Annotated in this window: 20 protein-coding genes; 9 read left to right on the forward strand and 11 right to left on the reverse strand. The window is 33.8% G+C overall.

Annotation, left to right across the window (positions count from 1 at the left end):
- Positions 1-475 precede the first annotated feature (475 nt).
- The 5 genes from EOD40_RS08005 to EOD40_RS08025 all read left to right on the forward strand — a co-directional run bounded on the left by EOD40_RS08005 (position 476) and on the right by EOD40_RS08025 (position 3,838).
- Positions 476-1,024 carry a hypothetical protein gene (locus EOD40_RS08005; RefSeq protein WP_128194381.1) on the forward strand — a complete coding sequence of 183 codons (549 nt, stop codon included), beginning with the start codon at positions 476-478 and terminating at the stop codon, positions 1,022-1,024.
- 235 nt (positions 1,025-1,259) lie between these two features.
- Positions 1,260-2,063 carry a DUF2971 domain-containing protein gene (locus EOD40_RS08010; protein ID WP_128194383.1) on the forward strand — a complete coding sequence of 268 codons (804 nt, stop codon included), beginning with the start codon at positions 1,260-1,262 and terminating at the stop codon, positions 2,061-2,063.
- Between the two features lie 355 nt (positions 2,064-2,418).
- Entirely contained in the window at positions 2,419-2,868 is a 450-nt protein-coding gene (locus EOD40_RS18325) for a CPBP family intramembrane glutamic endopeptidase (protein WP_164905463.1), read from the forward strand.
- Positions 2,869-2,876: 8 nt separating this feature from the next.
- Positions 2,877-3,206, forward strand: a complete 330-nt coding sequence (locus tag EOD40_RS08020; protein ID WP_128194387.1) for a hypothetical protein — start codon at positions 2,877-2,879, stop codon at positions 3,204-3,206.
- 128 nt (positions 3,207-3,334) lie between these two features.
- Positions 3,335-3,838 (forward strand): YybH family protein, encoded by a 504-nt coding sequence (locus EOD40_RS08025; RefSeq protein ID WP_128194389.1) that lies wholly within the window; start codon positions 3,335-3,337, stop codon positions 3,836-3,838.
- A gap of 307 nt (positions 3,839-4,145) precedes the next feature.
- Here the strand turns inward: EOD40_RS08025 and EOD40_RS08030 are convergent, their stop codons facing one another.
- The 5 genes from EOD40_RS08030 to EOD40_RS08050 all read right to left on the reverse strand — a co-directional run bounded on the left by EOD40_RS08030 (position 4,146) and on the right by EOD40_RS08050 (position 10,820).
- On the reverse strand, positions 4,146-4,871 hold the full coding sequence (locus EOD40_RS08030) for a LytR/AlgR family response regulator transcription factor (protein ID WP_128194391.1): 726 nt from the start codon (positions 4,869-4,871) through the stop codon (positions 4,146-4,148).
- Between the two features lie 28 nt (positions 4,872-4,899).
- Complete coding sequence (locus tag EOD40_RS08035; RefSeq protein WP_128194393.1) at positions 4,900-5,937, reverse strand: sensor histidine kinase; 1,038 nt, start codon at positions 5,935-5,937, stop codon at positions 4,900-4,902.
- A gap of 29 nt (positions 5,938-5,966) precedes the next feature.
- A complete protein-coding gene (locus EOD40_RS08040) occupies positions 5,967-8,627 on the reverse strand; it encodes a TonB-dependent receptor (protein ID WP_128194395.1) in 2,661 nt (886 codons plus the stop codon).
- 513 nt (positions 8,628-9,140) lie between these two features.
- Positions 9,141-9,995, reverse strand: a complete 855-nt coding sequence (locus EOD40_RS08045; RefSeq protein WP_128194397.1) for a fumarylacetoacetate hydrolase family protein — start codon at positions 9,993-9,995, stop codon at positions 9,141-9,143.
- 60 nt (positions 9,996-10,055) lie between these two features.
- A complete protein-coding gene (locus tag EOD40_RS08050) occupies positions 10,056-10,820 on the reverse strand; it encodes an SDR family NAD(P)-dependent oxidoreductase (protein ID WP_128194399.1) in 765 nt (254 codons plus the stop codon).
- Positions 10,821-11,102: 282 nt separating this feature from the next.
- Here EOD40_RS08050 and EOD40_RS08055 point away from each other — a divergent pair, with 282 nt between their 5' ends.
- Positions 11,103-11,969, forward strand: a complete 867-nt coding sequence (locus tag EOD40_RS08055) for an AraC family transcriptional regulator (protein ID WP_128194400.1) — start codon at positions 11,103-11,105, stop codon at positions 11,967-11,969.
- Between the two features lie 2 nt (positions 11,970-11,971).
- On the opposite strand, the gene EOD40_RS08060 is transcribed toward EOD40_RS08055, so the two are convergent.
- The 3 genes from EOD40_RS08060 to EOD40_RS08070 form a co-directional block, all read right to left on the reverse strand.
- Positions 11,972-14,065, reverse strand: coding sequence for a TonB-dependent receptor family protein (locus tag EOD40_RS08060; protein WP_128194402.1), 2,094 nt, complete (start codon positions 14,063-14,065; stop codon positions 11,972-11,974).
- A gap of 233 nt (positions 14,066-14,298) precedes the next feature.
- A complete protein-coding gene (locus EOD40_RS08065) occupies positions 14,299-15,591 on the reverse strand; it encodes a PQQ-dependent sugar dehydrogenase (protein WP_128194404.1) in 1,293 nt (430 codons plus the stop codon).
- Between the two features lie 25 nt (positions 15,592-15,616).
- Positions 15,617-17,299: a GH39 family glycosyl hydrolase gene (locus EOD40_RS08070; protein ID WP_128194405.1), complete on the reverse strand. Its 1,683-nt coding sequence runs from the start codon at positions 17,297-17,299 to the stop codon at positions 15,617-15,619.
- Between the two features lie 216 nt (positions 17,300-17,515).
- Here EOD40_RS08070 and EOD40_RS08075 point away from each other — a divergent pair, with 216 nt between their 5' ends.
- Positions 17,516-18,085 carry a helix-turn-helix domain-containing protein gene (locus tag EOD40_RS08075; RefSeq protein WP_231129597.1) on the forward strand — a complete coding sequence of 190 codons (570 nt, stop codon included), beginning with the start codon at positions 17,516-17,518 and terminating at the stop codon, positions 18,083-18,085.
- Positions 18,086-18,160: 75 nt separating this feature from the next.
- On the opposite strand, the gene EOD40_RS08080 is transcribed toward EOD40_RS08075, so the two are convergent.
- Together EOD40_RS08080 and EOD40_RS08085 are read right to left on the reverse strand one after the other, a co-directional pair.
- Positions 18,161-19,201, reverse strand: a complete 1,041-nt coding sequence (locus tag EOD40_RS08080; protein ID WP_071185442.1) for a PLP-dependent cysteine synthase family protein — start codon at positions 19,199-19,201, stop codon at positions 18,161-18,163.
- A 71-nt stretch (positions 19,202-19,272) separates the two neighbouring features.
- Positions 19,273-21,333, reverse strand: a complete 2,061-nt coding sequence (locus EOD40_RS08085; protein WP_128194407.1) for a S9 family peptidase — start codon at positions 21,331-21,333, stop codon at positions 19,273-19,275.
- A 143-nt stretch (positions 21,334-21,476) separates the two neighbouring features.
- Here EOD40_RS08085 and EOD40_RS08090 point away from each other — a divergent pair, with 143 nt between their 5' ends.
- Entirely contained in the window at positions 21,477-21,797 is a 321-nt protein-coding gene (locus EOD40_RS08090) for a YbaB/EbfC family nucleoid-associated protein (RefSeq protein WP_071185440.1), read from the forward strand.
- Positions 21,798-21,802: 5 nt separating this feature from the next.
- Positions 21,803-22,639 carry a hypothetical protein gene (locus EOD40_RS08095; RefSeq protein WP_128194409.1) on the forward strand — a complete coding sequence of 279 codons (837 nt, stop codon included), beginning with the start codon at positions 21,803-21,805 and terminating at the stop codon, positions 22,637-22,639.
- Positions 22,640-22,806: 167 nt separating this feature from the next.
- Here the strand turns inward: EOD40_RS08095 and EOD40_RS08100 are convergent, their stop codons facing one another.
- Positions 22,807-23,826: a threonine aldolase family protein gene (locus tag EOD40_RS08100; RefSeq protein WP_128194411.1), complete on the reverse strand. Its 1,020-nt coding sequence runs from the start codon at positions 23,824-23,826 to the stop codon at positions 22,807-22,809.
- Between the last annotated feature and the right edge of the window lie 82 nt (positions 23,827-23,908).

The following is a 23,908-nucleotide window of genomic DNA, read 5'->3' on the forward strand; positions in this document are numbered from 1 at the left end:
CTAGCGAAAGCATAAGCAAAAGTTTAGTATTTGTTTGAAATTAAGCACTTTAAATATACTAACTTTTGCTTTTTTGTACAATTATTTTTACGTATTTATTACGTGATTATATCGAACTCACGTTAATGAATATAAAAATCATAAAATATTTAGGATTTATACTTCGATATGCTTTACCGCTTGGGACAATAACTTTAATGATTGTCGATAAAACAAACCAGCCGACTTTTAAAAACATTGCTTTATTCATAATAATTTGTGTTAGTTTAATTTTCAACATCTTGATGAGTTACATAATCGATATTCACAAAATGATTAGTGATATACTCGCTATAAATTCCAAAAATTTTTCTGAAATAGACTTATATGCAGGAAGGGTAAATTCAGTTCTTACTGAATTAAAAGATAAATAGTTTTAGTACGGTTCCAAAGAACCGATGATTAGTAATTTAATTTTCAACCTTATACAATAAACATGAACACTGAAATTCCAAATAATGATTATCGAGATTGGATATTATTCTATGGTGTTGATAATAAAAACTTTGTTTTTGATATTTCCAAACATTCTGATTTTATAAATAGTTTAGACGAAATTGGAAAAGCTCGTTTTAAATTAGCATTAAAAGAAATGCTATTAAACAATACTCTTACAGAACATAAAAAAGACAAACTATTTTTACTTACAAGTCTAGGTAAATTTATTTCAGAAAATGGAGGGTTTACATCTATAAATCTTCAAACCAATTCGGAATTAAATATAAACGAAAAGTTCAGTAAAAATTTAGAAATAAATAAACAAGCTACATATATAACTGTGGGTGTTTCTATAATTACAATGTTTATTTTAGGATTACAGACATTTCTCCAAACTCAGCCCTCCATAGTAAAAATAGACACAGAACCAACATTAACCAAAACATTAGAACTAGAAGTGCAAGAAACAAATACCATATTACGTCATCATTATCAGCCATTAAAGGATTCTTTAAAAAAGGAACTCCATATACAATCCAAGAAATAAGATTCATCATTATTCTGTGTGTTTTAGCACCGATTCTGAATCCGAAATGGAAAGAAAACCGATATAACAACACTCGTTTCTATCTATTGTGGACTTTAGTGGAATTTTCGTTGTTTAAACAGTGTTTTCGTTTAGCCGAAAATATACTTTTTCACAAGTCCACAACATATAGAAGCGAGGGGAACGTTGTGCGTAATTATTTGAAAATTGAATTAAATTACAAACCTAAAATATTATGAAGCCCGAAAATTACCCTGAAATAATTTACAAATATCGTTGTTGGTCAAATCAATATCACCAAAATATCCTTCACAAAAACCAAGTTTATTTATCAGCACCTAAACATTTTAATGATCCATTTGATTTTAGGATTTCAAAAAATTATTTATTATTAGATTCTCAAGAAAAAATTAAAAAATTTGTTGATGACGGATTAAAGGAACATAAAGAATGGCTTATCCATAACGGTAAAAATATTGACTATGAAAGAGCCCTGCTCATGGAAAGATTACAAAATTTAGAACAATATCAAACAGAATATGAAGTTTTAGAAAACGAAGAAACAGATAAGTCTCAAGGTGTTTTATCTTTATCAGCAAAATGGGATTCAATTTTAATGTGGTCACATTATGGAGATTTTCACAAAGGCTTTAATATAGGTTTTAGTGAAGATAAAATGAGAAAATCTGGACTGTTTGGGAAAGGTGGCCAAGTTATATATTCAGAAAGTTTTCCTGTTATCGACCCTTTTACTGAATTTTCAATGGAAACATCATTTTTGCAAACGCACTACAAAGCAAAAGAATGGGAATATGAAGCGGAATATAGATTAGGAAAACTTTATTATCCAGTAATTCCAAGTGAAGAAGATAGAACTATAACTGTTCCTGAAGAATGTATTGTTGAAATAAATCTTGGAATAAGCATTTCAGAAAAAGATAGAAATGAAATTTTAGAAATAACTAGACAACGGAATATAAAAACATATCAATTAAAAAAAGTTCCGTTTAAATTTGAACTAACAAGAACACAATTATAACTCCTTCTGGTACCCCCCCACGCTGCCGCACGAATCCTTTCGTGCGGCATCTTGAAAATATTTGTTTTTATAAATGCTGTTAATCATGAATTATTCTAATTGGGCTTTTTTGGTAATTGTTAATTGGTTATTATTTTTTATCTTAAAATTTAATGATGATTTACATCGTAAAAGAATTATTAATAGTATTTCAATTCAACAATTAAAATTATACATAGTTATTGCTTCAATTTTCTTGATTGAGTACTATTTTACAAATAATGGTTATTATACTATTTATAGTCCAGCTGTTAGGTCATTTATAACTAGTCTATATGTTTTTCTTATATCCAAAAACTATTTTAATAGTTTATTTATGAACAAAGTAGATTTACAAAAACTATTAATTATAGCACTTATTTCATCAGTTTTTGCATTTCTGATTTTAAATTTACAAGAATATTTATTTGATTTGGTCAATCGTAAATTTCCGATAGAAAATGGCGTCTATTTATCAGATTACAAGATATTGATTGGATTTATTTTTTATGCAACTCTCCCCGCCATTTTCGAGGAAATATTTTTTAGAGGATTAATTTTTGATAAATTAAAACTTATTTATTCAATAAAAAATTCAATAATAATAAGTAGTATTTTATTTTATTTAACTCATTTGGTTTTTGGTTCTTTTCTATCGTTCATATATATATTACCACTTGGAATTTTCTACGGTTATTTAAGAAATAGATATAATAATTTATTTTATCCTATTGTCTCCCATTTTTTCTATAACTTCGTTATATTCGTATATCCCATAATTAAATAATTTAAACGATGACTACACCTGACTTAACTCAAAGATTTTTGCCCTATTTTATTTGGTTTTTAATTGTTATTTTGACAAATTATTTTTTTTCAATTTTTTCAAAAAAAACTAAAAGTACAGGTAAAATATTAATTGCAGTATTTTTACCTGTTTGGTTAATAATTACCGTTGTGACAGTTATTTTTGATATTATTTATTTGGCTTCATATTCTGTTACACCTCTACTTTTCAGTCTAAAACTTATTGAAAATATTCCTCAAGTATTTATTTTCGGTGGAATAGCATTCTTTCTTAAATATAGAAAATTCAAAAAGGAACCAAGTGTTAAAGGAAGTTAAATCCCACGCTGCCGCCCCCTGCTCGCGCGAGCGTCACGCTCGTGCCACAACCCAAACTGCTTGTAGAGCGAGAACGTTAGCGGTAAGCGTATGAATAATAGTGAATATGACAAAAGCAAAGACAAAAAATGAAAAATGCAACTTTTTTAATCTCAGTAATTGGAGCATTCTTGGCGGGTGTTGCAGTTAAAACTTTAATGCAAAAGCAAAATATTGAAGCTATGTCAGAGATCAATAAAGGGTCTAGAAAACTTGATGAGCAGCTAATTCGAAAAACAGAGGCATCCTATGACTCCGCATGGCGCCAAGGAAATATAGAAAGTTTAATGGCTTGCTTTACGGATGATCCGACACTTATTAGTCCTCGTGGGGATGAGGCTTTCGGTACGGGGCAAATTCGAAATTTATTTACTGAGTTTTTAGGGAAAGAAGGCAAAAGCACAAAGCATACTGGTCGAATTATTCGAATAACTTTTGTAACCAATGATGTAGCCATTGTTGATGGGGAAGCATTTATAGAAGGGGCTGAAAATTTATCTGCCGCAGTCACACACCACAAGTTTATTGATGTTCTCGTTCGAAAAGGTGATACTTGGCTTATTTCTCAAATTCGTGCCTTTGCTATTAATTAGACTAGAGAGTCTTTTGCTATTAAATAATTTCAATTACGAAAGTAGGCCTACCGCTAACACCCGACAGCGCGGAAATGTTTTCCGTGCCCACAAAGAGGAGCAACTTTGTCGAGTTACTTGATGAGATTGCTTCGCCAATTCGCTATCGCTCGGGTCTTCCTTCGTCAGGATGACAAGTTTGCGGTAAAAGTGCCCCCGATCGTTCGGATATATCAACTCATAGGTACGAGCGTGACGCTCGCACCAGCAAACGGCTCAATTAAATAAAAAATGCTTCCCGATTGAGAAGCATTTTTTATTCATTTTTTTATTCCAAAGAATTCTGAGACAAATAATTCATAAACTGTGGCTTGTACTGTTCAGAAACGGTGATGCGTTGTTTGTTAATCACAATTTGACTTCGTTCCACCACCTCAACATTTTTAAGCGAAACAATAAACGAACGATGAACTCTCATGAATTTCTCGGCAGATAATTCTTCTTCCATCGTTTTTAAACTCATCAAAGTGAGAATGGGCTGCGGCTCATTTTTAAGCCAAATTTTGATATAATCTTTGAGTCCTTCAAAGTATAAAACCGAATCCAACTCTATTTTGAGTTGCTTGTGTCCTGATTTCACAAATATAAATTCCATTTGGTCGGTCTTTTCTTTTTTCGCTTTTTTAGTCATCGAAAACCAATCTCTGGCTTTATTGACTGCGGTAAAAAACTCGGTATAATCAAATGGTTTTAGCAAATAATCAATGGCTTCGGCCTTCAAACCTTCCAAGGCATACTGATCAAAAGCAGTGGTGAAAATAACCCGGGTATATTTAGGAAGTAATTTTGCCAATTCCAAACCTGTTAAATCAGGCATCTGAATGTCTAAAAAAATCAAATCAACACGCTCTTCAGTTAAAAAGTCCAAAGCCTCAATGGCGCTATTGCATTTTTTTAATAGTTGTAAAAATGGCGTCTTTTCCACATAGCTTTCGACTAAATTCAAAGCCATCGGTTCGTCATCTACTATTAAACAGGTTATTTTATCTGACATTGATTTCTATTTTAATTCAATACAAAAGTTAAATTTCTAAGGCAAGGTTAACTGTGAAAAAACCATCATTTACAGCGGTGGAAAACTGATGTTTTCCGGGATACAACAATTGTAATCTTTTCTCCATATTTTGTAAACCAATACCGGAACCACTTTTGTCACTATCGGTTTTAGGGAAATTATGGTTTTTTATGCTAAATGAAATTCGGTTTCCATCGACGCTCATCTTAAAAACAATTTCGGTTTCCTGACTGGCCGAAACCCCGTGTTTAAAAGCATTTTCTATCAACGAAATAAACAACAAAGGAGCAACCTGAAGGTCGGTTTTTAAAACCGGAAAATCATATTCTATTTTAGTATTTTCCGTAAATCGCAACTTCATTAACTCAATATAATTGGTAATAAATTGAATTTCATTGCTCAGACTTACCTTGTCATTATTGGTTTGATACAATAAATAACGCATCAGTTTGCTTAGACTATGAATGGTTTGTTTGGCCTGCTCCGGCGAAACATCCACAAGAGAATAAATATTATTTAAGGAGTTAAAAAAGAAATGCGGTTGCAACTGGTATTTTAAATGCTGCAATTCTGATTCCAATTTAATAGTCATCGCTTCTTTGCGTTCTCCCTCGGTTTTTATCCAACGTTCCGTGGTTTTTAACGCAACTGAAAAAACCAACGGAACAGTGAAAAAAAGAATATCAATGTAAATAAATAAATTTCTGGATGGCTTAAACTGCCCTTGTTTGTCTTTATGAATAAAGATATGCTGAAAGAAATACTCTTTTATCTGGTTGTTAATCAGAATAAAAAAGGCAATCAAAATAGCATTGGAAACCAGAAATAAAATTGTCTTTTTTGTAAAAAGAAACCGCTCAATAAATACAAAATAATTGGTGTAAAAAATAAGTACATAAAAAGACAATGGAATCCAGGAGAAAACAATAACAGCCTGAATAGCCTGATTTTGCCCTGATGACAGTAAATAAGGAAAGCTAAATAAAACCGTCCAAACCATCAAATGGTAAAATACTATCGCTAACTTATTTTTTAAAAAATCCATTTTCTCTATTTTATACTACCAGACCATTATTATTGAGCACCTTGCATCGCTCCCTGCATTCCTTCTGATTCTCCTTTCATATTCTTTCTCTTCATTATTGAAGCATCCATTTGTCCAAATTTATAACTAAAATTCAATTTAAACATTGGGGCGTCATTAATCCTGTAGCTATTTTGTATAAAAAAGTCACTTTCTGAATATTGACTGTAACTTCTGGTTCTGAATATATCATTAACACTTAAAGTTAGCGTTGCAGCATTATTTTTTAAGAAGCTTTTTTGTAGTGCCAAATCCACGCCATAATTCGATTTAACATACCCTTGGGACGAACTTTGTGAACCACTCATTTGTGGACCGCCCATACCTCCTCCGCCTTGATTCACCGGTAAGTTGGTTTTAGACTGATAGGTACCTGACAGCTGTATTTTGTAATTTTTAGGCAATTTAAAATTATTGTTCATTTTTAAAAACCAGCTGGTAATGGCGTCTTGTGAAGTTCCGGTTATATTATCAGTATCAATTTTTGAATTATAAATATTCAAATTAGTATTTGAATCCCACCAGGCATTAAATGTATTTTGAGCGGTAAATTCGGCTCCAATACTTCTGCTTGAATTAGCGTTAACATAGGTACTCAATGGTCTTTTAACTCCATCGGCTGTAATTGTATCCATGTATTTGGTTATTAAATCTTTCGACCCTTTGTAATAAACCGAAACCAATAATGAATTATTTCCTTTGAATTTCTTAGAATAAGACGTTTCCAATGAATTAATGAATTCCGGTTTTAAGCCTGCATTTCCTCTACTCCAGTTTAACGGATCAGTTGAATCAATAAACGGAATTACCTGCATAAAGAAAGGTCGGTTTACTCTTCTCGAAAAATTAAATTGAACATCCTCATTATCATTCAATTTCTGACTTAAAAATACCGATGGAAACAAACTGATTGGATAGTTATTGGTAAAGGTTTGTTTGGTATCTGTAAGTTCTCCTTTGTAATTGGAACTTTCAGCTCTTAAACCCACTTTATATCCAAAGTTGTTGATTGTATTAGAAAAAGTGGCATAAGCCGCATAAACGTTATCCGTATTTTTATAATTACTACTGGACGACGGCACAATATCATAGCTATTAGTTGAATTATTATAAATATAATTTCCCTGACTATTGCTCATATTCTTTATTTGAACCCTTAATCCCGCTTCAATTTTTCCTTTTTCTCCAATAGGATTTACATAATCGGTTTGTATCGTTTGGAACTTATTTGTTCCGTTACCTACTAAGTTTTGAAGAATAGTCCCTTTTTGAACACCTCCATTGGTATCAAAAATATTGGTAGTATACAAGGTATTTGTTTCATTTACTCCCGAAAATAGATTAAAATCTCCGGTAAGCTCTTCCCCGTCCTTTTGAAATAAATATTTAAATCCGCCGGTTAGGCCATTGGCATTAAAAATTCTATTATTGTTTGTCGTTCTTTCACTATAACTCACATGAGCACCGCCATCATAAAGACTATCCGTTTTTAGAAAATCATTCGGACTCATGTCTCCGTGTACTTTGATAGCCCCTAATGACAAAGTCAATCGGTTACTTAAAAAGTAGTCAATCCCAAACTTACCAAATAGAAAACCTCCGTTATTTTTACTATTGCTGTTTTGATCCACCAATAAATTAGGTGAGCTTACTAAATTCCTGATCTCGGTGTTTCCTGTATTAACATTTTTCGATTGATTGCCAAATGTGCTAACAGAGACATTAAACTTATCTTCTCTCAAATTGAAGCTTGCTCCCCCGTTTAATCCGCCTCTTTTATCAACACCGGCATTTAAATTACCGTTGTAACCGTTCTTTTTGTTTTTCTTTAAAACCAAATTTAATATCCCTGCATTTCCTCCCGAAGCATCATACTTAGCCGAAGGATTGGTTATAATCTCTACACTTTCAATGGCATCCGAAGGAATTTGATCTAAAGTTAATGTCGTTGGGCGACCATCAATATAAATTTGAGGCGTGGCATTTCTTAAGGTTACATTACCATCGATATCAACATTAACCGAAGGAACATTTTTCATTAAATCTGCCGCTGTCCCACCAACACTGACTAAATTTTTCTCTACATTAAAAACTTTCTTGTCAATATCCATAGTAAGTCCTTTTTTAGTCCCTGTAACAACTACTGATTTTAATTCCTCTATTCGGGCAACCAATGCAATATTCCCTAAATCCTTATCCAAATCAGCAGATTTTAAATTAGGCATTCCTCCCTTTGCTAAAGAAGGAGAAGGCATGGCTGCATTTTGTCCTCCCGTTCCACTTCCGCTATTGGGTGGTAAATCAATAAAACTGAATTTATTGTCAAAATCCTCAAATCCGACAGCAGTAATTTTTAAAGTATATTTATTAAATATTGATAAAGATTCGAATCTAAAATCACCATTTGATTTAGTGGTATTGACAAAAACTAAAACTTCTTTGACTTTTTTGGTTTGCGGATCCATTTTAGATTGCATCAATGTAACCGTGACACCACTTAAGGCTTTCCCATCGGTATCAACTATTTTACCGTATGCTATTCCCGTTGGTGCGGATGGCATTTTCCCTGTTGGACTTTGAATTGGACCTTGTGCTACTATCTTAATTGAAAAACCCAGGAATAACAATAAGAAGCCGAAATACTTTTTCATAATAAAAACGTTAAATGATGTTCTTGATATCAAAAGCAAAACAGTTTCACTTAAAGGCTTTCACTCTGATATCTTTATTTTGCATCAAAGCTCCGAACAAAGTATTCCTTATTATAACCAAATAGACAGTGAGCCTGAAAAAATAGACAAACTTGGCTTTTATATAGATGAGAATTTGAAAAAAGAGAAGAAAGAGAAAATTAGATTATAAATTTTCTTTTTTGCTTGATCAAAAAAGAAACAAAAAAATCAAGTCTTGCACTTCCTCGTCGGTCAAATTAGTTTTCGAATACTAAAAGAAAATAACTCGCCCCGAAAGCTTTCGGGACTCAAACAGATTTTCTTTTTACGTATTCTTCAAACATTTGACACTCGACTGCGGAAGCTAAGGACAAACGAAAAAATTATCATAAAAACTAATTACACCCAACAGATTAAGAAAGCACTTAATTAAAAAAGGAGCATTGAATCTTTAAATCCAATACTCCTTTTAAAAAATATATTCGGTATATCTTATTTAGAATAAGCTACAGCAACTTGTTTACTGGAACCTAAACCTTCGATTCCTAATTCAATCACATCACCTGCTTTTACATAAATAGGATCTGGTTTGATACCTAAACCAACTCCCGGAGGCGTTCCTGTACTGATGATATCACCAGGAAGTAAAGTCATAAACTGGCTTAAATAATGTACTAAAAATGGAATTTTAAACACTAAATTAGAAGTGTTACTGTTTTGGAATTTTTTACCATTTACAGTCAACCACATTGGAAGATTGTTCACATCGGTAATTTCATCTTGTGTAGCCAAAACCGGTCCAAGAGGTGCGAAAGTATCACAACCTTTACCTTTAGCCCATTGTCCTCCCATTTCAATTTGGAAAGCTCTCTCGCTATAATCGTTTAACAAAGCATATCCCGCAACATAATCTAAAGCTTCAGCTTCTTCCACATAACTTGCTTTTTTACCCACTACAAAGGCTAATTCTACTTCCCAGTCGGTTTTTTCACTTCCTTTAGGGATAATCACATTATCATTTGGTCCACACAAAGAAGTAGTCGATTTAAAGAAAATGATAGGCTCTGTTGGGATTGGTGCACCAGTTTCATGACAGTGGTCCACATAATTCAAACCAATGCAAATAATTTTTGAAGGTCTTGCAACCGGAGAACCCAAACGAACATCATTTGAAACTTCAGGGAAAGAAGTTCCGCTTTCGATAGCTGCTTTTAATTTTTCTAAGCCATTATTCTCAAAAAAAGATTCGTTATAATCAGTTACAATTGAAGAAACATCATATCTTTTTTCTCCAACTAAAATTCCTGGTTTTTCGCTGCCTGCTGCTCCAAAACGTATTAATTTCATTTCTCTATATTTTATTGTTATTTTTTTCTTTTAGGTATTTAGCAACTAAGTCGCTTAGACTTAATTATTTAATTTGATAAATCCGCCGTCAATTGGATAATCTGATCCTGTAATAAATCCGGCTTCATCACTTGCTAAAAACAATGCTAAAGTAGCAATTTCTTCCGGTTTTCCCATTCTTCCTATAGGCTGTGATTTTGATAATTTATCGAATATTTCAGCCTCATTTCCCGGATAATTTTTCGAAATAAATCCATCTACAAACGGTGTATGTACACGTGCAGGAGAAATCGAGTTACAACGGATATTCTCATTGATATAATCTTTAGCAACTGATAAGGTCATAGACATAACCGCCCCTTTGGCTGTTGAATAAGCAAAACGATCCGGAATACCAACCCATGAAGCAATCGAAGCCATATTTACAATCGATCCTCCACCCGACTTACGGAATTGAGGAATAGATGCAAACAAACAGTTATAAACTCCTTTTACATTCACGTCCATGATTCGGTCAAAATCAGCTTCCGGAGTGGTATCAACCTTACCTACATGGGCAATTCCGGCATTATTCACTAAAACATGAATGTTACCAATTTTTTCAAAAGTAGCTACCACTTCATCATGTTTGGCAACGTTACAGGCATGAGCAAAAACTTTACCTCCTTCGGCAGTGATTTCATCCACGGTAGATTGTGCACTTTCGGCAGTTAATTCTATAATATGGACCTCAGCTCCTTGTTTTGCAAATAAAACAGAAATGGCTTTTCCTATTCCGCTACCACCACCTGTTATGATTGCTTTTTTATCTTTTAATGAGAACATTTAAATTGTAGTATTAAATTATTAAAAATGATATTTTATTTTAAAAGGACAAATTTATAAATAAACGCTTCGTTTTCAAGAGATAAAATAGTCTTAATTTATCAAAGTCTTCGAAAAAAAGAATTTAATTATTTACAAAAATTAAATTTGGTACTATTTTAGCTATCAACCGATTACTATTTTTTATATCCCAAAATATAAAAAAATAAAGGTACTGTGCCGTATGACCATATAATAATTCGATTTTATCCTTATCTAATTATTAATTATCTTTGAAAACTGATGAAACTAGAAAAAACAAAAATATCGTCTTATCTCAATAGTGCCATTTCTGTGCTATCAAGAGAGGAAGCTTTCTTTCAGGCTCCTTTCCATTCCCATCCCGAATTAGAGCTGGTTTATGTAAAAGAAAGTTTTGGCAAACGAATTGTCGGCAACTCTGTCGATACTTTTGAATCGGGCGACTTGGTGTTTTTGGGTTCCGACATTCCGCATGTCTGGTTAAATGACGAAATTTACTATCAGAATATCAATAAACTAAAAGCGAAAGCCATTGTAGTTTATTTCAACAAAGATATTTTCGGCCCTACATTTTACGAATTAAAGGAAGCCCAGAAAATAAACAGCCTTTTTGAAAAAGCCAAAAAAGGGCTTTCGATTACAGGGAAAACCAATAAGCTAATAGCCAAAAAGCTAGAACAATTAGTTGTCAAACAGGATTTTGAGGTAATCATCGGACTTTTCGAAATTTTATCCATTCTCTCAGCTACTACAGATATTGATTTTATAAATAGCGAAACCTACACTCCTACCAATGATTCTTTCAAGAAAGACCGTCTTTCTGATGTATACCAATATGTAAAAGAAAATTATAAAAAAGAAATTTCACTGGATGAAGTGGCTCAAATTGCCAATCTGACCCCAACCTCTTTTTGCAGAATGTTCAAATCAAAAACCAAAAAGAATTTCATTGAATATCTGAACGAAATACGTATTTCCAATGCCTGTAAACACCTTATAGAAAGTGACATGAGTGTTTCGGAAATAGCCTATGAATGCGGATACAAAACCGTTTCTAATTTCAATAAATTATTTAAAAAAAATACAGGAAACACTCCTAAAGAATACAAAAATAAAATAGCCCGTTAAGCTTAGTTAAACGCATAAACCACATTAAAACCTCCGTAATAATTTACCGGATTCCCCGGATAATAATAACGAGCCGGAGCAGTTCCAAAACCTACTGCATTAGGTAAAACACTGGCTGCATATTTCTCGTTCAATACATTTTGGACTCCCAAATTGATTTCCATTTTTACTTTTTTAAGAATCAAAAAGGCATATACCGCTTTGACATCTAAAAGTTGGTATCCATCCGTTTCTTTCGAATTGGCATCATCAAGATACATCTTATCCGTTAATCGATAAGAAGCGTTAAAATTCAATCCCATCGCACTAACAACATCTAATCCAAAATTGAATTGTGTATTAGGCACTGCCGGCAAAAATTTACCCGAAAAATCTTTATCGTTATCTACAAAATCCTTAAACTTAAAACGATTGACAGTTGCCGAAAAATAAGGATTCAGCTGAATATTCGAATTAGGTTCAAATTTATAATTCAATAAAAACTCTATTCCCTTATGCGAACTTTCACCAGCATTGATTCCCACATATTGGTCTTCCGCAATGCGTCTTGCCACTAATAAATTATTGATTTGAGTGGAATACAAAATCAATTCGGTATAAAGCTTCTTCTCTAAGAAATTAGCCTTAAAACCTATTTCATAATTAATTCCTTTTTCGGACTTCAAATCGGTATTAATTTGCCCTTCTGCAGTTAATGTTTCGGCTACTGAAGGTATCGAGAAACCTTTACTCAAAGAAACATACACATTTTTCGAATTATCAATCTTATACGAAAGCCCTAATCTAGGAGACCAAACCGTTCCGAAAGTATATTTTTGCTTCGTATTCACATCACTTACAAAAATATCTTCCTGACTATAATGAGTTGAATTAAAAGCCAAACCGGACTCTAAATTAAACTTATTTGAAAGCTTCGTCTCCATTTGGACAAATCCATTCCAATAACCTCTTTTTTGCTCCATCTCACTAAATCGATCTCCCTGAATACTGCCTTGTCCGGGATGAGATTGGTATAGATTTTTAAAAAGCGAGAAGCCATAATTTTCAGTCATAAATTCTGTCCCAACACTTATTGTATTAGGTAAAGAAAATAAAAAAGCCGCATAATTCACTTTGGCTCTAAAACCCAAAGCATTTGTTTTTTCTTCTAATATATCAAAAGGGCGGGCTTCGTAAGCATTCTTTAAATTAGTAAAAAGACTAATATCGGCCGACCAGTTTTCTGAAAACTGATGCTCAAATCCGATTCCTGCCAGCAATCTATCATAAGATTCAAATCCTTTGGAAGCCAGCCAGGTAGCAGCTGCCGATTCAGGTTTTACATTAAAAGCAGTTTCACTTATCGAACTCGGAATAAAAGCCTTCAATCGGGTAGCAATTCCAAAAAAAGAAAGCGTAGATTTTTTAGAAAGTATCTGTTTGCCAAATAGGTTTAACGATTGGCGGTTATAATCACTATTGGCCCGATAACCATCTTGCTGTAAATTACTATAGTTAGCAAAAACACTTGATTGCGAATCACTATACCCAGCAGATAAAATTTGTTTTGTCAAACCAAAACTACCAAAAGTAGTCCCCGTTTTTCCAAAAGAAGTTGCTGTATCCAATTGCTTTGCCCTCAAACTGATGATACCTCCCAATCCGGCGCCAAAACTAGTCGAATTAGGCCCTTTTATAATTTCGATTCCTCCTAAAACCTCTAAATCAATATCCTCTAACGCGGTTTCTCCCTCAGCATTGGAAAGAGGAATCCCTTCAAAATAAGCCTTAATTCTGCTGGTTCCATATTGTGTCCTCGCACCAATCCCACGAATCGTAATTCTATTAGTATTCAAAGCCCCTTGCTGCATAGAAACACCCGGGATTTTATTTAAAATAGGAGTCAAAATAACCCCATCAGCCTGATTGATTTCTTTTTCGGTTATAATCGAAACGGCAGCAGCAGTATGCTGTATTGAATTTCGAATAGGAGAATTCATCAACACCAATTCCGATAAAGAAACGGTATCTTTTTTTATCTGGCCAAAAACAGCACTGCAGGAAAATAAAATTAGAAGAAGAATTAATTTAAAAGCTGTTTTTGTATTTAGTATCATTACTATTATTTAAAATTGAGCGTTTTCAAATTTATTATTTTAAGCTGTTAGTAAAATTAATTTTTGATGATAATTTTTCTTGCTCTCGATACCTGCCTATAGCAGACAGGCATTTCTAATAATTTCAGCCAACGGATTTTCTTATTTGACTTATACACCAAATCTAAGGATTAAGATGGCTGGATTAATTTAATTATCCTTTTTTGACTGTAATTATAACCTTAATTCTTAAATTAATTTGCCTTTACCCGCCAAATTGTTTTTGCAGCATCATCGGTTACCAGCAATGAACCATCCAGTAATACAGCAACAGCAACCGGACGTCCGTGTACTTCATTCTTTTCGGCATTTGCTATAAAACCTGTTAAAAAATCTTCTGGTTTACCCGAAGGATGCCCGTTTTTAAACGGTACAAAAACTACTTTATAACCTGATAACACAGCCCTGTTCCATGATCCATGCTGACCAACGAACATTCCGTTACGGTATTTTTTAGGGAAAGATTTACCTTGGTAAAAAGTAAGACCAAGTGATGCTGTATGAGATCCAAGAGCAATATCGGGTACAATAGCCTTACTTACCAAATCAGGTCGTTCATTTTTATGACGTGGGTCTACATTTTGTCCAAAGTAAGAATAAGGCCAGCCATAAAATCCACCATCCTTGACACTTGTAACATAATCCGGCACAAGATCATCACCAAGATCATCACGCTCGTTTACTGCCGTCCATAATGTTTTTGTTCCCGGCGCCCAGTCCATTCCGTTAGGATTACGGAGACCACTGGCATAAATACGCTCCCCGCTTCCATCTGGATTGATTTCAAGAATATTAGCTCTTTTATATTCCGATTCAATACCATGTTCTGCCACATTGCTTTCTGATCCTACAGTAATGTATATTTTAGAACCTTTCGGATTAGAAATTATATTTCTTGTCCAGTGATTGTTATATCCCCCAGAGGGAAGGTCTATAACTTTTTCATATTTTCCACGATTGATGCTGTCTTTCTCATGATACGGGAAACGTAAAACCTCATCGGTATTAGCCACATAAAAATAATTATTAAGTACTAACATACCAAAAGGTTGATTAAGGTTATTTAAATAAGAATATTTACTTTCATAAACCCCATCTTTATCCTTATCCCTAAACATAGTAATACGGTTAGCGCTACCAAAATTTTGCGACTTAGATGCAAAAAATTCGTCTTTTTCATCGCTGCGTTTCTTTTTTGGTATTCTTGTCCCTGCTTCTGCTACAAACACATCGCCATTTTTTGTAACATACAACCACCTTGGATTTTCCAAACCACCGGCAAATTTACTTACAGTGAAACCTTTTGGCGCAACAGGTGCCTGATTCCCCTTCCAGCCTATTACTTTAGAAAACACCTTACTCGATTTTGTTGCATACGGCTCAGGTAATACTACATGATCTTTGTACTCTTGTGCCTGTACTGAAATATTAGATATTGATATAACTGCTATTGTACAGCCTAATGTTAAGTACTTATAAAATATCATTGTTTGTTTTTAAAATTAATAACGATTACCAATCCAATTTTACCAGAGCCACACCTTGACGTTCTAATTTTAAAGGCAATACAGCTTTGGCTGAATTAATTTTTAGTTTTTTTGTTAAGACACATTTTAGTTTTCCCGATTTTTCGAGTGTATCTATTTGTTGTTGTGTAGGATTTTGTGGTGAACCCATTTTTTTCCATACTTCATAAGAGTTACTATTTTCCTTGTCGATAAGGTAAATATTCAGAGCAAGCTTTTTAGCCGGAATATTTTCGATAGTTATATTTACTGTTTCAACAGGTCCAGATTTATCATCATCATGATAGTTCCACACCATAACTGCCGCAGACTTTAAATCCTTTGTTGCCAATGCTCCAATATCTGACTGAGTACCGCGAACACTTGATTTGAGTACTTCGGCTATAGGATACATCCGATTACTTTTAACAGCTAAACGTTTTCCTGACATCATGCCAAACATCCTGAAAACATTAAGCACCGGTTTATCAACTCCATTGGTTGCAAGATCGCGAAAACCATAAAACCATGGTTGGTCTTCAAACTCAAAAGACCAGGATACCGCTCCCAGAAAGTTTGCCTTCGTCTGATCTGCTAGTATATATTTACGGGCAAAAGATGCAGCTGTATAACTGGAATACATTGTACCGTTTCGGTAAGCATTCTCCGGATTAGTAGCCATACCGCAGGCTGCACAGCCTTCAGGATCTGATTCACCAATTATGATAGGTAGATTTTTTGTTTCTGGATACGACATAGTAAGCTTAAAACCTGTTTCTATATCGTTTAACTGTGGTGCCATATTCATTCTAACAGAACCATCTACTAATTTAGGACTGCCTTTAGCATGAAAAAGAATTGCATCCATAGGCGAACCTATTTTTCCTGTGGCATAATTGGTACCACTAATACAATGTTTAATAAAATCATTTGTCCACTCCTGAGCACCCTTCCCTTTTGTACCAGCAATATTAATCCCTCCAATTTTTGCTGTAGGCAAGGCTTGCTTAAGCCCATCGGCTGCATAATCATACATCTTAAAAAATTCTTCCCTTGTACCTTTCCAATAGTGACCATTTGGTTCGTTCCAAACTTCCCAATACCAACTTTCCACTTCCTTTTTCCCATAACGCTCCACCGAATGTTTAACCCACTCGTACACCAATTTTCTCCATTTATCATAATCTTTTGGTGGATAAGCCCAACCGGTAATAATATCAGTGTAAGGATCACCAGGTTTCCAATAATGTCTATAAGGCGTAGGATGTGTTGATAAAGCTTCAGGCATAAAACCAATTTGTGCCAAGGGTTTCATACCACGCGAAACATAGGTATCAAAAATACTATCTACAATTTTCCAATTATACACCGGATTTCCATTAGCATCTTCTGTATAAGCATTAGTTGAACCCCATTTCAGGGCAGCAACACCATCACCGCTTACAAGCATACTATGCGTACGAACATATACAGGAACCGGACTCAAAGCTGCAATTTCGCTAAGCAGCTTTTTACCGTCTTTCATATAGGTATAATTGGGTTCATCATAACCAAACCATGCCCATACTGGAGTCATAGGAGCAATCTCTTGTTTAAGATCCACTGTAATTTCAGGACTTTGAGCATAGAGGGCTTGAGTTAAAAATTGAAACATGAAGACAGCCAGGCAATAATTGAATAGTTTTAGCATAGTTTGGTTGGTTTTTATGACGGAATTACCGCAATAGTTAGTTATACTTAAAAATAATGTTTACTTTTATTCAACATTGTTGACAAATATAATTATATATTATTAAAATCAGTATCTTTATTTCGATTTTAATTTCAGAACATTGATTAGCTAAATATTTGCAATAATTATCTAATATGAAGCAAAAAAATAATTTAAACAATTGAACATCGTATTTTGGAAAAAGAAAATAATACCATTACACCAGCAAATACACTTGAGGTTGGCGCAAGAATAAAATTATTGAGAACAAACCAAAAACGCACGCTACAGGAAGTTGCCGACAGTTGTGGTTTATCTAAAAGTATGATTTCCAAAATAGAGAACGACAAAACAATTCCTTCGGTTGCAACACTGGTAAAAATTGCGGCAGTATTAGGCACTAGCGTTTCAAGTCTTCTGGAACAGGAAGGATGGAACAAAGCTATTGTTACAAGCAGGAATACCGCAATAGAAAAATTGGTTAAGACTGAAAAAGGGTATATGATTTTTCCATATGCATCGGAGTATCATGATAAAAAAATGCAGCCTTTTTTGTTTGTAGCCCGCAAGGGTGAAGTTATACCTCATCAACTGTCGCATGAAGGCGAAGAATTTGTTTTTGTAGTAGAAGGCAGTATGAAAATGCAAATAGGCGATACAGAATACGTACTTAAAACTGGAGACAGCCTGTATTTTAATGCGCTTCAAAAACACGGGATTATCCCTATATCAAACGAAGTTACCTATATCGATATTTTTGTTTAATACAACATAATAAGTTCTTAACAAAAAAAAACTCCAGATTGCTCTGGAGTTTACTATAATCGAAAATAGAGAAATCTATTTTATCATTTCAATTTTTTGTACTTCTTCTTCGTTAATACTATCGAAGAACCCTTGTTCATTCATCCAATCATCACTGAAAACTTTACTCATGTAACGGGAACCGTGATCTGGGAAAATAGCAATTACATTACTATTAGCATCAAACTCTCCTTCTTCGGCATATTGTTTTATAGCCTGTAAAACAGCTCCTGATGTATAACCTACAAACATTCCCTCTTTTCTGGTGATTTCTCTTGCTGAATGCGCACTTTCCTCATCTGTTACCTTCATAAACTTATCGATAACATCAAAATCAGTAGCCGATGGAATCAGGTTTTTACCTAATCCTTCAATACGGTAAGGATAAATTTCTTCAGTATCAAATTCTCTTGTTTCGTGGTATTTTTTCAATACAGAACCAAAAGCATCAACACCTAAAACTTTAATATTTGGATTTTGCTCTTTTAAGAATTTAGCAGTTCCTGAGATAGTCCCTCCTGTTCCACTGCAGGCAACAAGGTGGGTAATTTTACCGTTAGTTTGTTTCCAAATTTCCGGTCCGGTAGTATTGTAATGGGCGTCTATATTCAATTGGTTAAAATACTGATTGATATAAACGGAACCTTTTGTTTCTTCGTGCAATCTCTTAGCCACACTGTAGTAAGAACGTTCATCATCTGCCGAAACGTGAGCCGGACAAACATAAACCTTTGCCCCTAAACTACGAAGCATGTCTATCTTATCTCTTGATGATTTAGAGCTTACCGCTAATATGCAATTATATCCTTTTATGATACTTACCATAGCCAAACTAAAACCTGTATTACCAGATGTAGTTTCGATTATGGTGTCTCCAGGAGATAATATTCCTTTTTTTTCTGCTTCTTCAATAATGTACAAAGCGATCCTATCTTTTGAGGAATGTCCCGGATTAAAAGCTTCTACCTTAGCATAGAAATTACCTTCTAAATTTTCGGTTACTTTGTTTATCTTGATAAGAGGCGTATTTCCTATCAATTCTAAAACATTATTATAAGCATTTATTTCTTCTTTCATAAAAAAATAGTTAATCAAGATTAAGTTTTATTTAACCTGGATACGCAGCAAATTTAACAAAAAAAAACTAATTAGATTTTAATTTTTTCCAAATCTAGTAAAAAACTGAATTCTTTAGCTAATTCTTTTAGCGCTTCAAACCTTCCTGAAGCTCCTCCATGACCTGCATCCATGTTAGTATCCAAATACAAAACATTTTCATCTGTTTTATACTCTCTTAGTTTAGCCACCCATTTAGCTGGCTCCCAGTACTGTACCTGAGAATCATGCAAGCCTGTAGAAACATACATATTAGGGTAATCTTGTTTTTTAACATTATCGTAAGGAGAATAAGATCTCATGTATTGATAGTATTTTTTAACATTTGGATTTCCCCATTCGTCATATTCACCCGTAGTTAATGGTATGCTATCATCCAACATAGTAGTCATTACATCGACAAAAGGAACCTGAGCAATAACCCCATGATACAATTCGGGTGCTTCATTGATAATTACTCCCATCAGCAAGCCTCCTGCCGAACCACCCTCGGCATATAAATGCGCTGTTGAAGTGTATTTTTGCTCAATCAGATGCTTAGAACAATCTATAAAATCAGTGAAAGTATTTTTCTTATGAAGTAATTTTCCATCTTCATACCATTGTCTTCCTAAATCTTCCCCACCGCGAATGTGAGCAATAGCATAAACAAATCCTCTGTCTAACAATGACAAACGTGTCGATGAAAAATAAGCGTCCATAGAATGTCCATAAGAACCATAAGCATAAAGTAATAATGGATTTTTCCCGTCTTTCTTCAACTCTTTACGGTACACCATCGAAATAGGAATCTTAGTCCCATCTTTGGCTGTTGCCCAAACACGTTCTTCGGTATAATTATTTTTATCGAATTTCCCTCCTAAGACCTCTTGCTCTTTTTTGACTTCCTTTTCTTTGGTACGCATATTAAAATCAATCACCGATGATGGTGTTGCCATCGACTGGTAACTGTAACGCAAAATTTCAGTTTCAAAATCAACATTCGTCGATGTGTAAGCAGTATAAGTTTCGCTGCCAAAAGGTAAATAATATTCTTCACTTCCGTCCCAGGACATAATTCGGATTTTATTCAATCCTCCTTCACGTTCATCGAGGACTAAATAATTGGCAAAAATTTCAATATCTTCCAATAAAACATCCTCGCGATGCCCAATGATTTCGACCCAATTTTCAACTGAAGTTGAATCCTCATGGGTTTTCATCAGTTTAAAATTATCAGCATCATCTTTATTGGTAAGAATGTAAAAACTATCTTTATAATGATTAATACTGTATTCTACGCCTCTTTTTCGTTTTTGAAAAATCTTAAATTTCCCATCAGGAGTATCCGCATTTAAAATACGATACTCAGAAGTCAACGTACTTCCTGATTCAATTGCTAAATATTTTCTGGATTTTGATTTATTAATATCAACACTAAAAGTGTCGTCTTTTTCAAAATAAACTAACACATCATCTTCCTGCTTTGTTCCCAGTTTATGCTTGAAAATCTTATCCGAACGCAGAGTAACTTCGTCCTGACTCGAATAAAAAATAGTCTTATTATCATTTGCCCAAACTGCTGAACCCGTAACTTTTTCGATTTTATCTTCCAGAATTTCATCAGTCTCTAAATTCTTAACCTGAATAGTATAAATTCTTCTGCCAACAACGTCTGTACTAAAAATAGCCAACTTATTATCGGGACTAATACTCATACCTCCCAATTTGAAATAAGCCTGACCTTCGGCCAATATATTACAGTCAAAAAGAATTTCTTCTTTTGCCGTAAGGCTGCCTTTTTTTCGGGAATAGATAGGATAGTTTTTGGCCGTTTCATATCGGGTGATGTAGTAATAGCCATTGTATAAATACGGAACCGACTCATCGTCTTCTTTAATTCTCGCTTTCATTTCCTCAAACAATTGGTTTTGGAAATCCTTCGTGTGAGCAGTCATTTGTTGGTAATACTCATTTTCCTTGTTCAGATAATCAATAACTTCCGGATTTTCCCGGTCTTTTAACCAGAAATAATTATCAATTCTAACATCTCTAAACTTCTCAAATTCTGTAGGTATAACTTTGGCAACAGGCGGTAGTATTTTTTCTATCATGTAGTAAATCTTCACATTTATGTAAAAGCTCGCACAAAAATAGCTGAAACAACTTCTAATACGAGCACCTTTTTCATCAATTTTAACATTGTAATCAGCGTAAAAATACTAATTTCGTAAACTAATTATTAAAAAAAATAAAAATGGATTTAATGGGAATGATGGGTAAATTAAAAGAAACCCAAAATAAAATTGAAGAGACTAAAAAACGTCTGGATACTGTTCTTGTTGACGAGCAAAGCACAGATGGTTTATTAAAAGTAACTATTACTGCCAATAGAAAAATAAAATCCATTACTATTGCCGATGAATTATTGGAAGACAAAGAACAACTGGAAGATTATATGATTTTAGTTATCAATAAAGCTATCGAAAAAGCAACTAAAGTAAACGAAGCCGAACTGGATGCAGTTGCCAAAATGGATATGCCAATGATTCCCGGAATGGATAATTTATTTAAATAAGTTTGATGAAATTCAATAAATCAATTTTAGGCTTAAGTATCGTTGCTGCATGTTTCTTTTTTTCTTGTAGCAACGATAGCTCAACCGACACAGAAACCATAACAGATGATTTCAACTACACCACTGTAAATGATTTAGGAGAAATTCATACTGTTGGAAACAAATCAGGAAAAATTACTTTATCAACTAAGTTTAACGGATTAACGACCACGACTATAAACCTGAATACTGTTTGTTCTAATAACAATAGTATCTTTTTAGTTGGACATTACCCGCCTTTAGACAAACTTTACATTTTTGATAAAAACTCAAAAACAACTACATCAAAAATACTTTCTTATCCTGATAAAATAATTGGTTTTGAACCAATGCTGATTGCTTTAGAATGGAACGAATCTAAAAGTTTGTTATACGGTATAATAATTTCTAATCCCTATAGCGAAACTAACAATGTAAATTATTTTGTTACTATAAATCCATCAACTTACGAAGTCCAATACTCAGATATTTCTTTTTCACAAAAAAGATTGTATTCAACTTTTATGAATGATTCTAAATTCTACAGTACAAGTTATACGGACAATCTTTTTGAAATTAATCCTGACGGAAAAACAGCTACATCAACATTATTAAATAACACAAAAATTCCATTAACACATACTGCAATTTATTCAAATACTATTGTTTATGGTTTAAAAGCAAATTCGTCTATAAACGGAGTGAATTTGGTAAAATTAGATTTAGCTAATAAAACATATCTAGATATATTACCTAATGAGGATTATGGTGTATTTAATGTTAACGAAAAGGATTTATTGACAAGACTAACAATCAATATCTAAATTTAGTTTCTAAAAACAACCAATTTGGAATATTAAAATATAATATTACCTCAAACACAACTGAATTTATACCAATACCTACAAACAGCTATAGTAAAAACATGGTGATAGTAAATTAACAAAAAAGCATGAATTAAATTCATGCTTTTTTGTTATTATAGTAAACTTTACATCTTAGCCAAGGTTTCAATTACATAAGTATGCATTACTTCACGATAATCTAAATGCGTCACCATTCTTAATTTTCTATTTCCAACAGCACTAATCGAGATGTTTTTTTGCTTTAATTTCTCAATCAAAACTTCGTCTTTATATTCAGGAACTAAAGAAAAAATCAAAATATTGGTTTCTACAGGCTCCACCGAGGCTACCCAAGTTTTTTTCTTCAAAATATTAGCCAGTTCCTTAGCTCTTCGGTGATCTTCGGTTAATAATTTGATATTATTTTCCAAAGCATAAATCGCTCCTGCCGCCAAATATCCCGATTGACGCATAGCGCCTCCCAATACTTTTCTGATTCTCAAAGCACGCTGAATTGTTTTTTTATCGCCTAACAAAACCGAACCTACTGGCGCTCCCAATCCTTTTGAAAAACAAACCGAAATAGTATCGAATAGTTTTCCGAAATCTTTCGGGCTCTGTCTTTTGGCAACCAAAGCATTCCAGATTCGGGCTCCATCCAGGTGTAATTTCAAATTGTTAGCCTCGCAAACGGATTTTATTTTTTGCAAATCCTCCATTTCATAACAGGCACCACCGCCAATATTGGTTGTGTTTTCAAGACAAACCAAACTCGTTAACGGACTGTGGTAAAAATCAGGCTCATTGATTGCAGCAGCAACCTGCTCAGCGGTAATCATTCCGCGATTTCCTTCAACTAAGCAGCAGGAAACACCACTATTAAAAGAAACACCACCGGCTTCAAAATGAAAAATATGCGAATGTTTATCGGCTATTAATTGTTCACCCGGTTGAGTATGCAGTTTTATGGCCGTTTGATTTGCCATAGTCCCCGAAGGAAAAAACAAGCCCGCTTCCATCCCAAAAATAGCCGCCACTCTTTCTTCCAGTTCAACAACGCTAGGGTCTTGTTTATAGACATCATCCCCTACATCGGCGTTAAACATATATTGTAACATTTCGTAGGACGGTTTCGTTACCGTATCACTAACTAAATTTATTTGCATTTTTATATTTTTAATAGAGATACAGTGTCTGTAGTCCCTACGTGATTTTTTTTACTATTTTTGCGCAACAAAATTACACATT

It is taken from the genome of Flavobacterium sufflavum (assembly GCF_004016525.1).
Taxonomy (GTDB): Bacteria; Bacteroidota; Bacteroidia; order Flavobacteriales; family Flavobacteriaceae; genus Flavobacterium; species Flavobacterium sufflavum.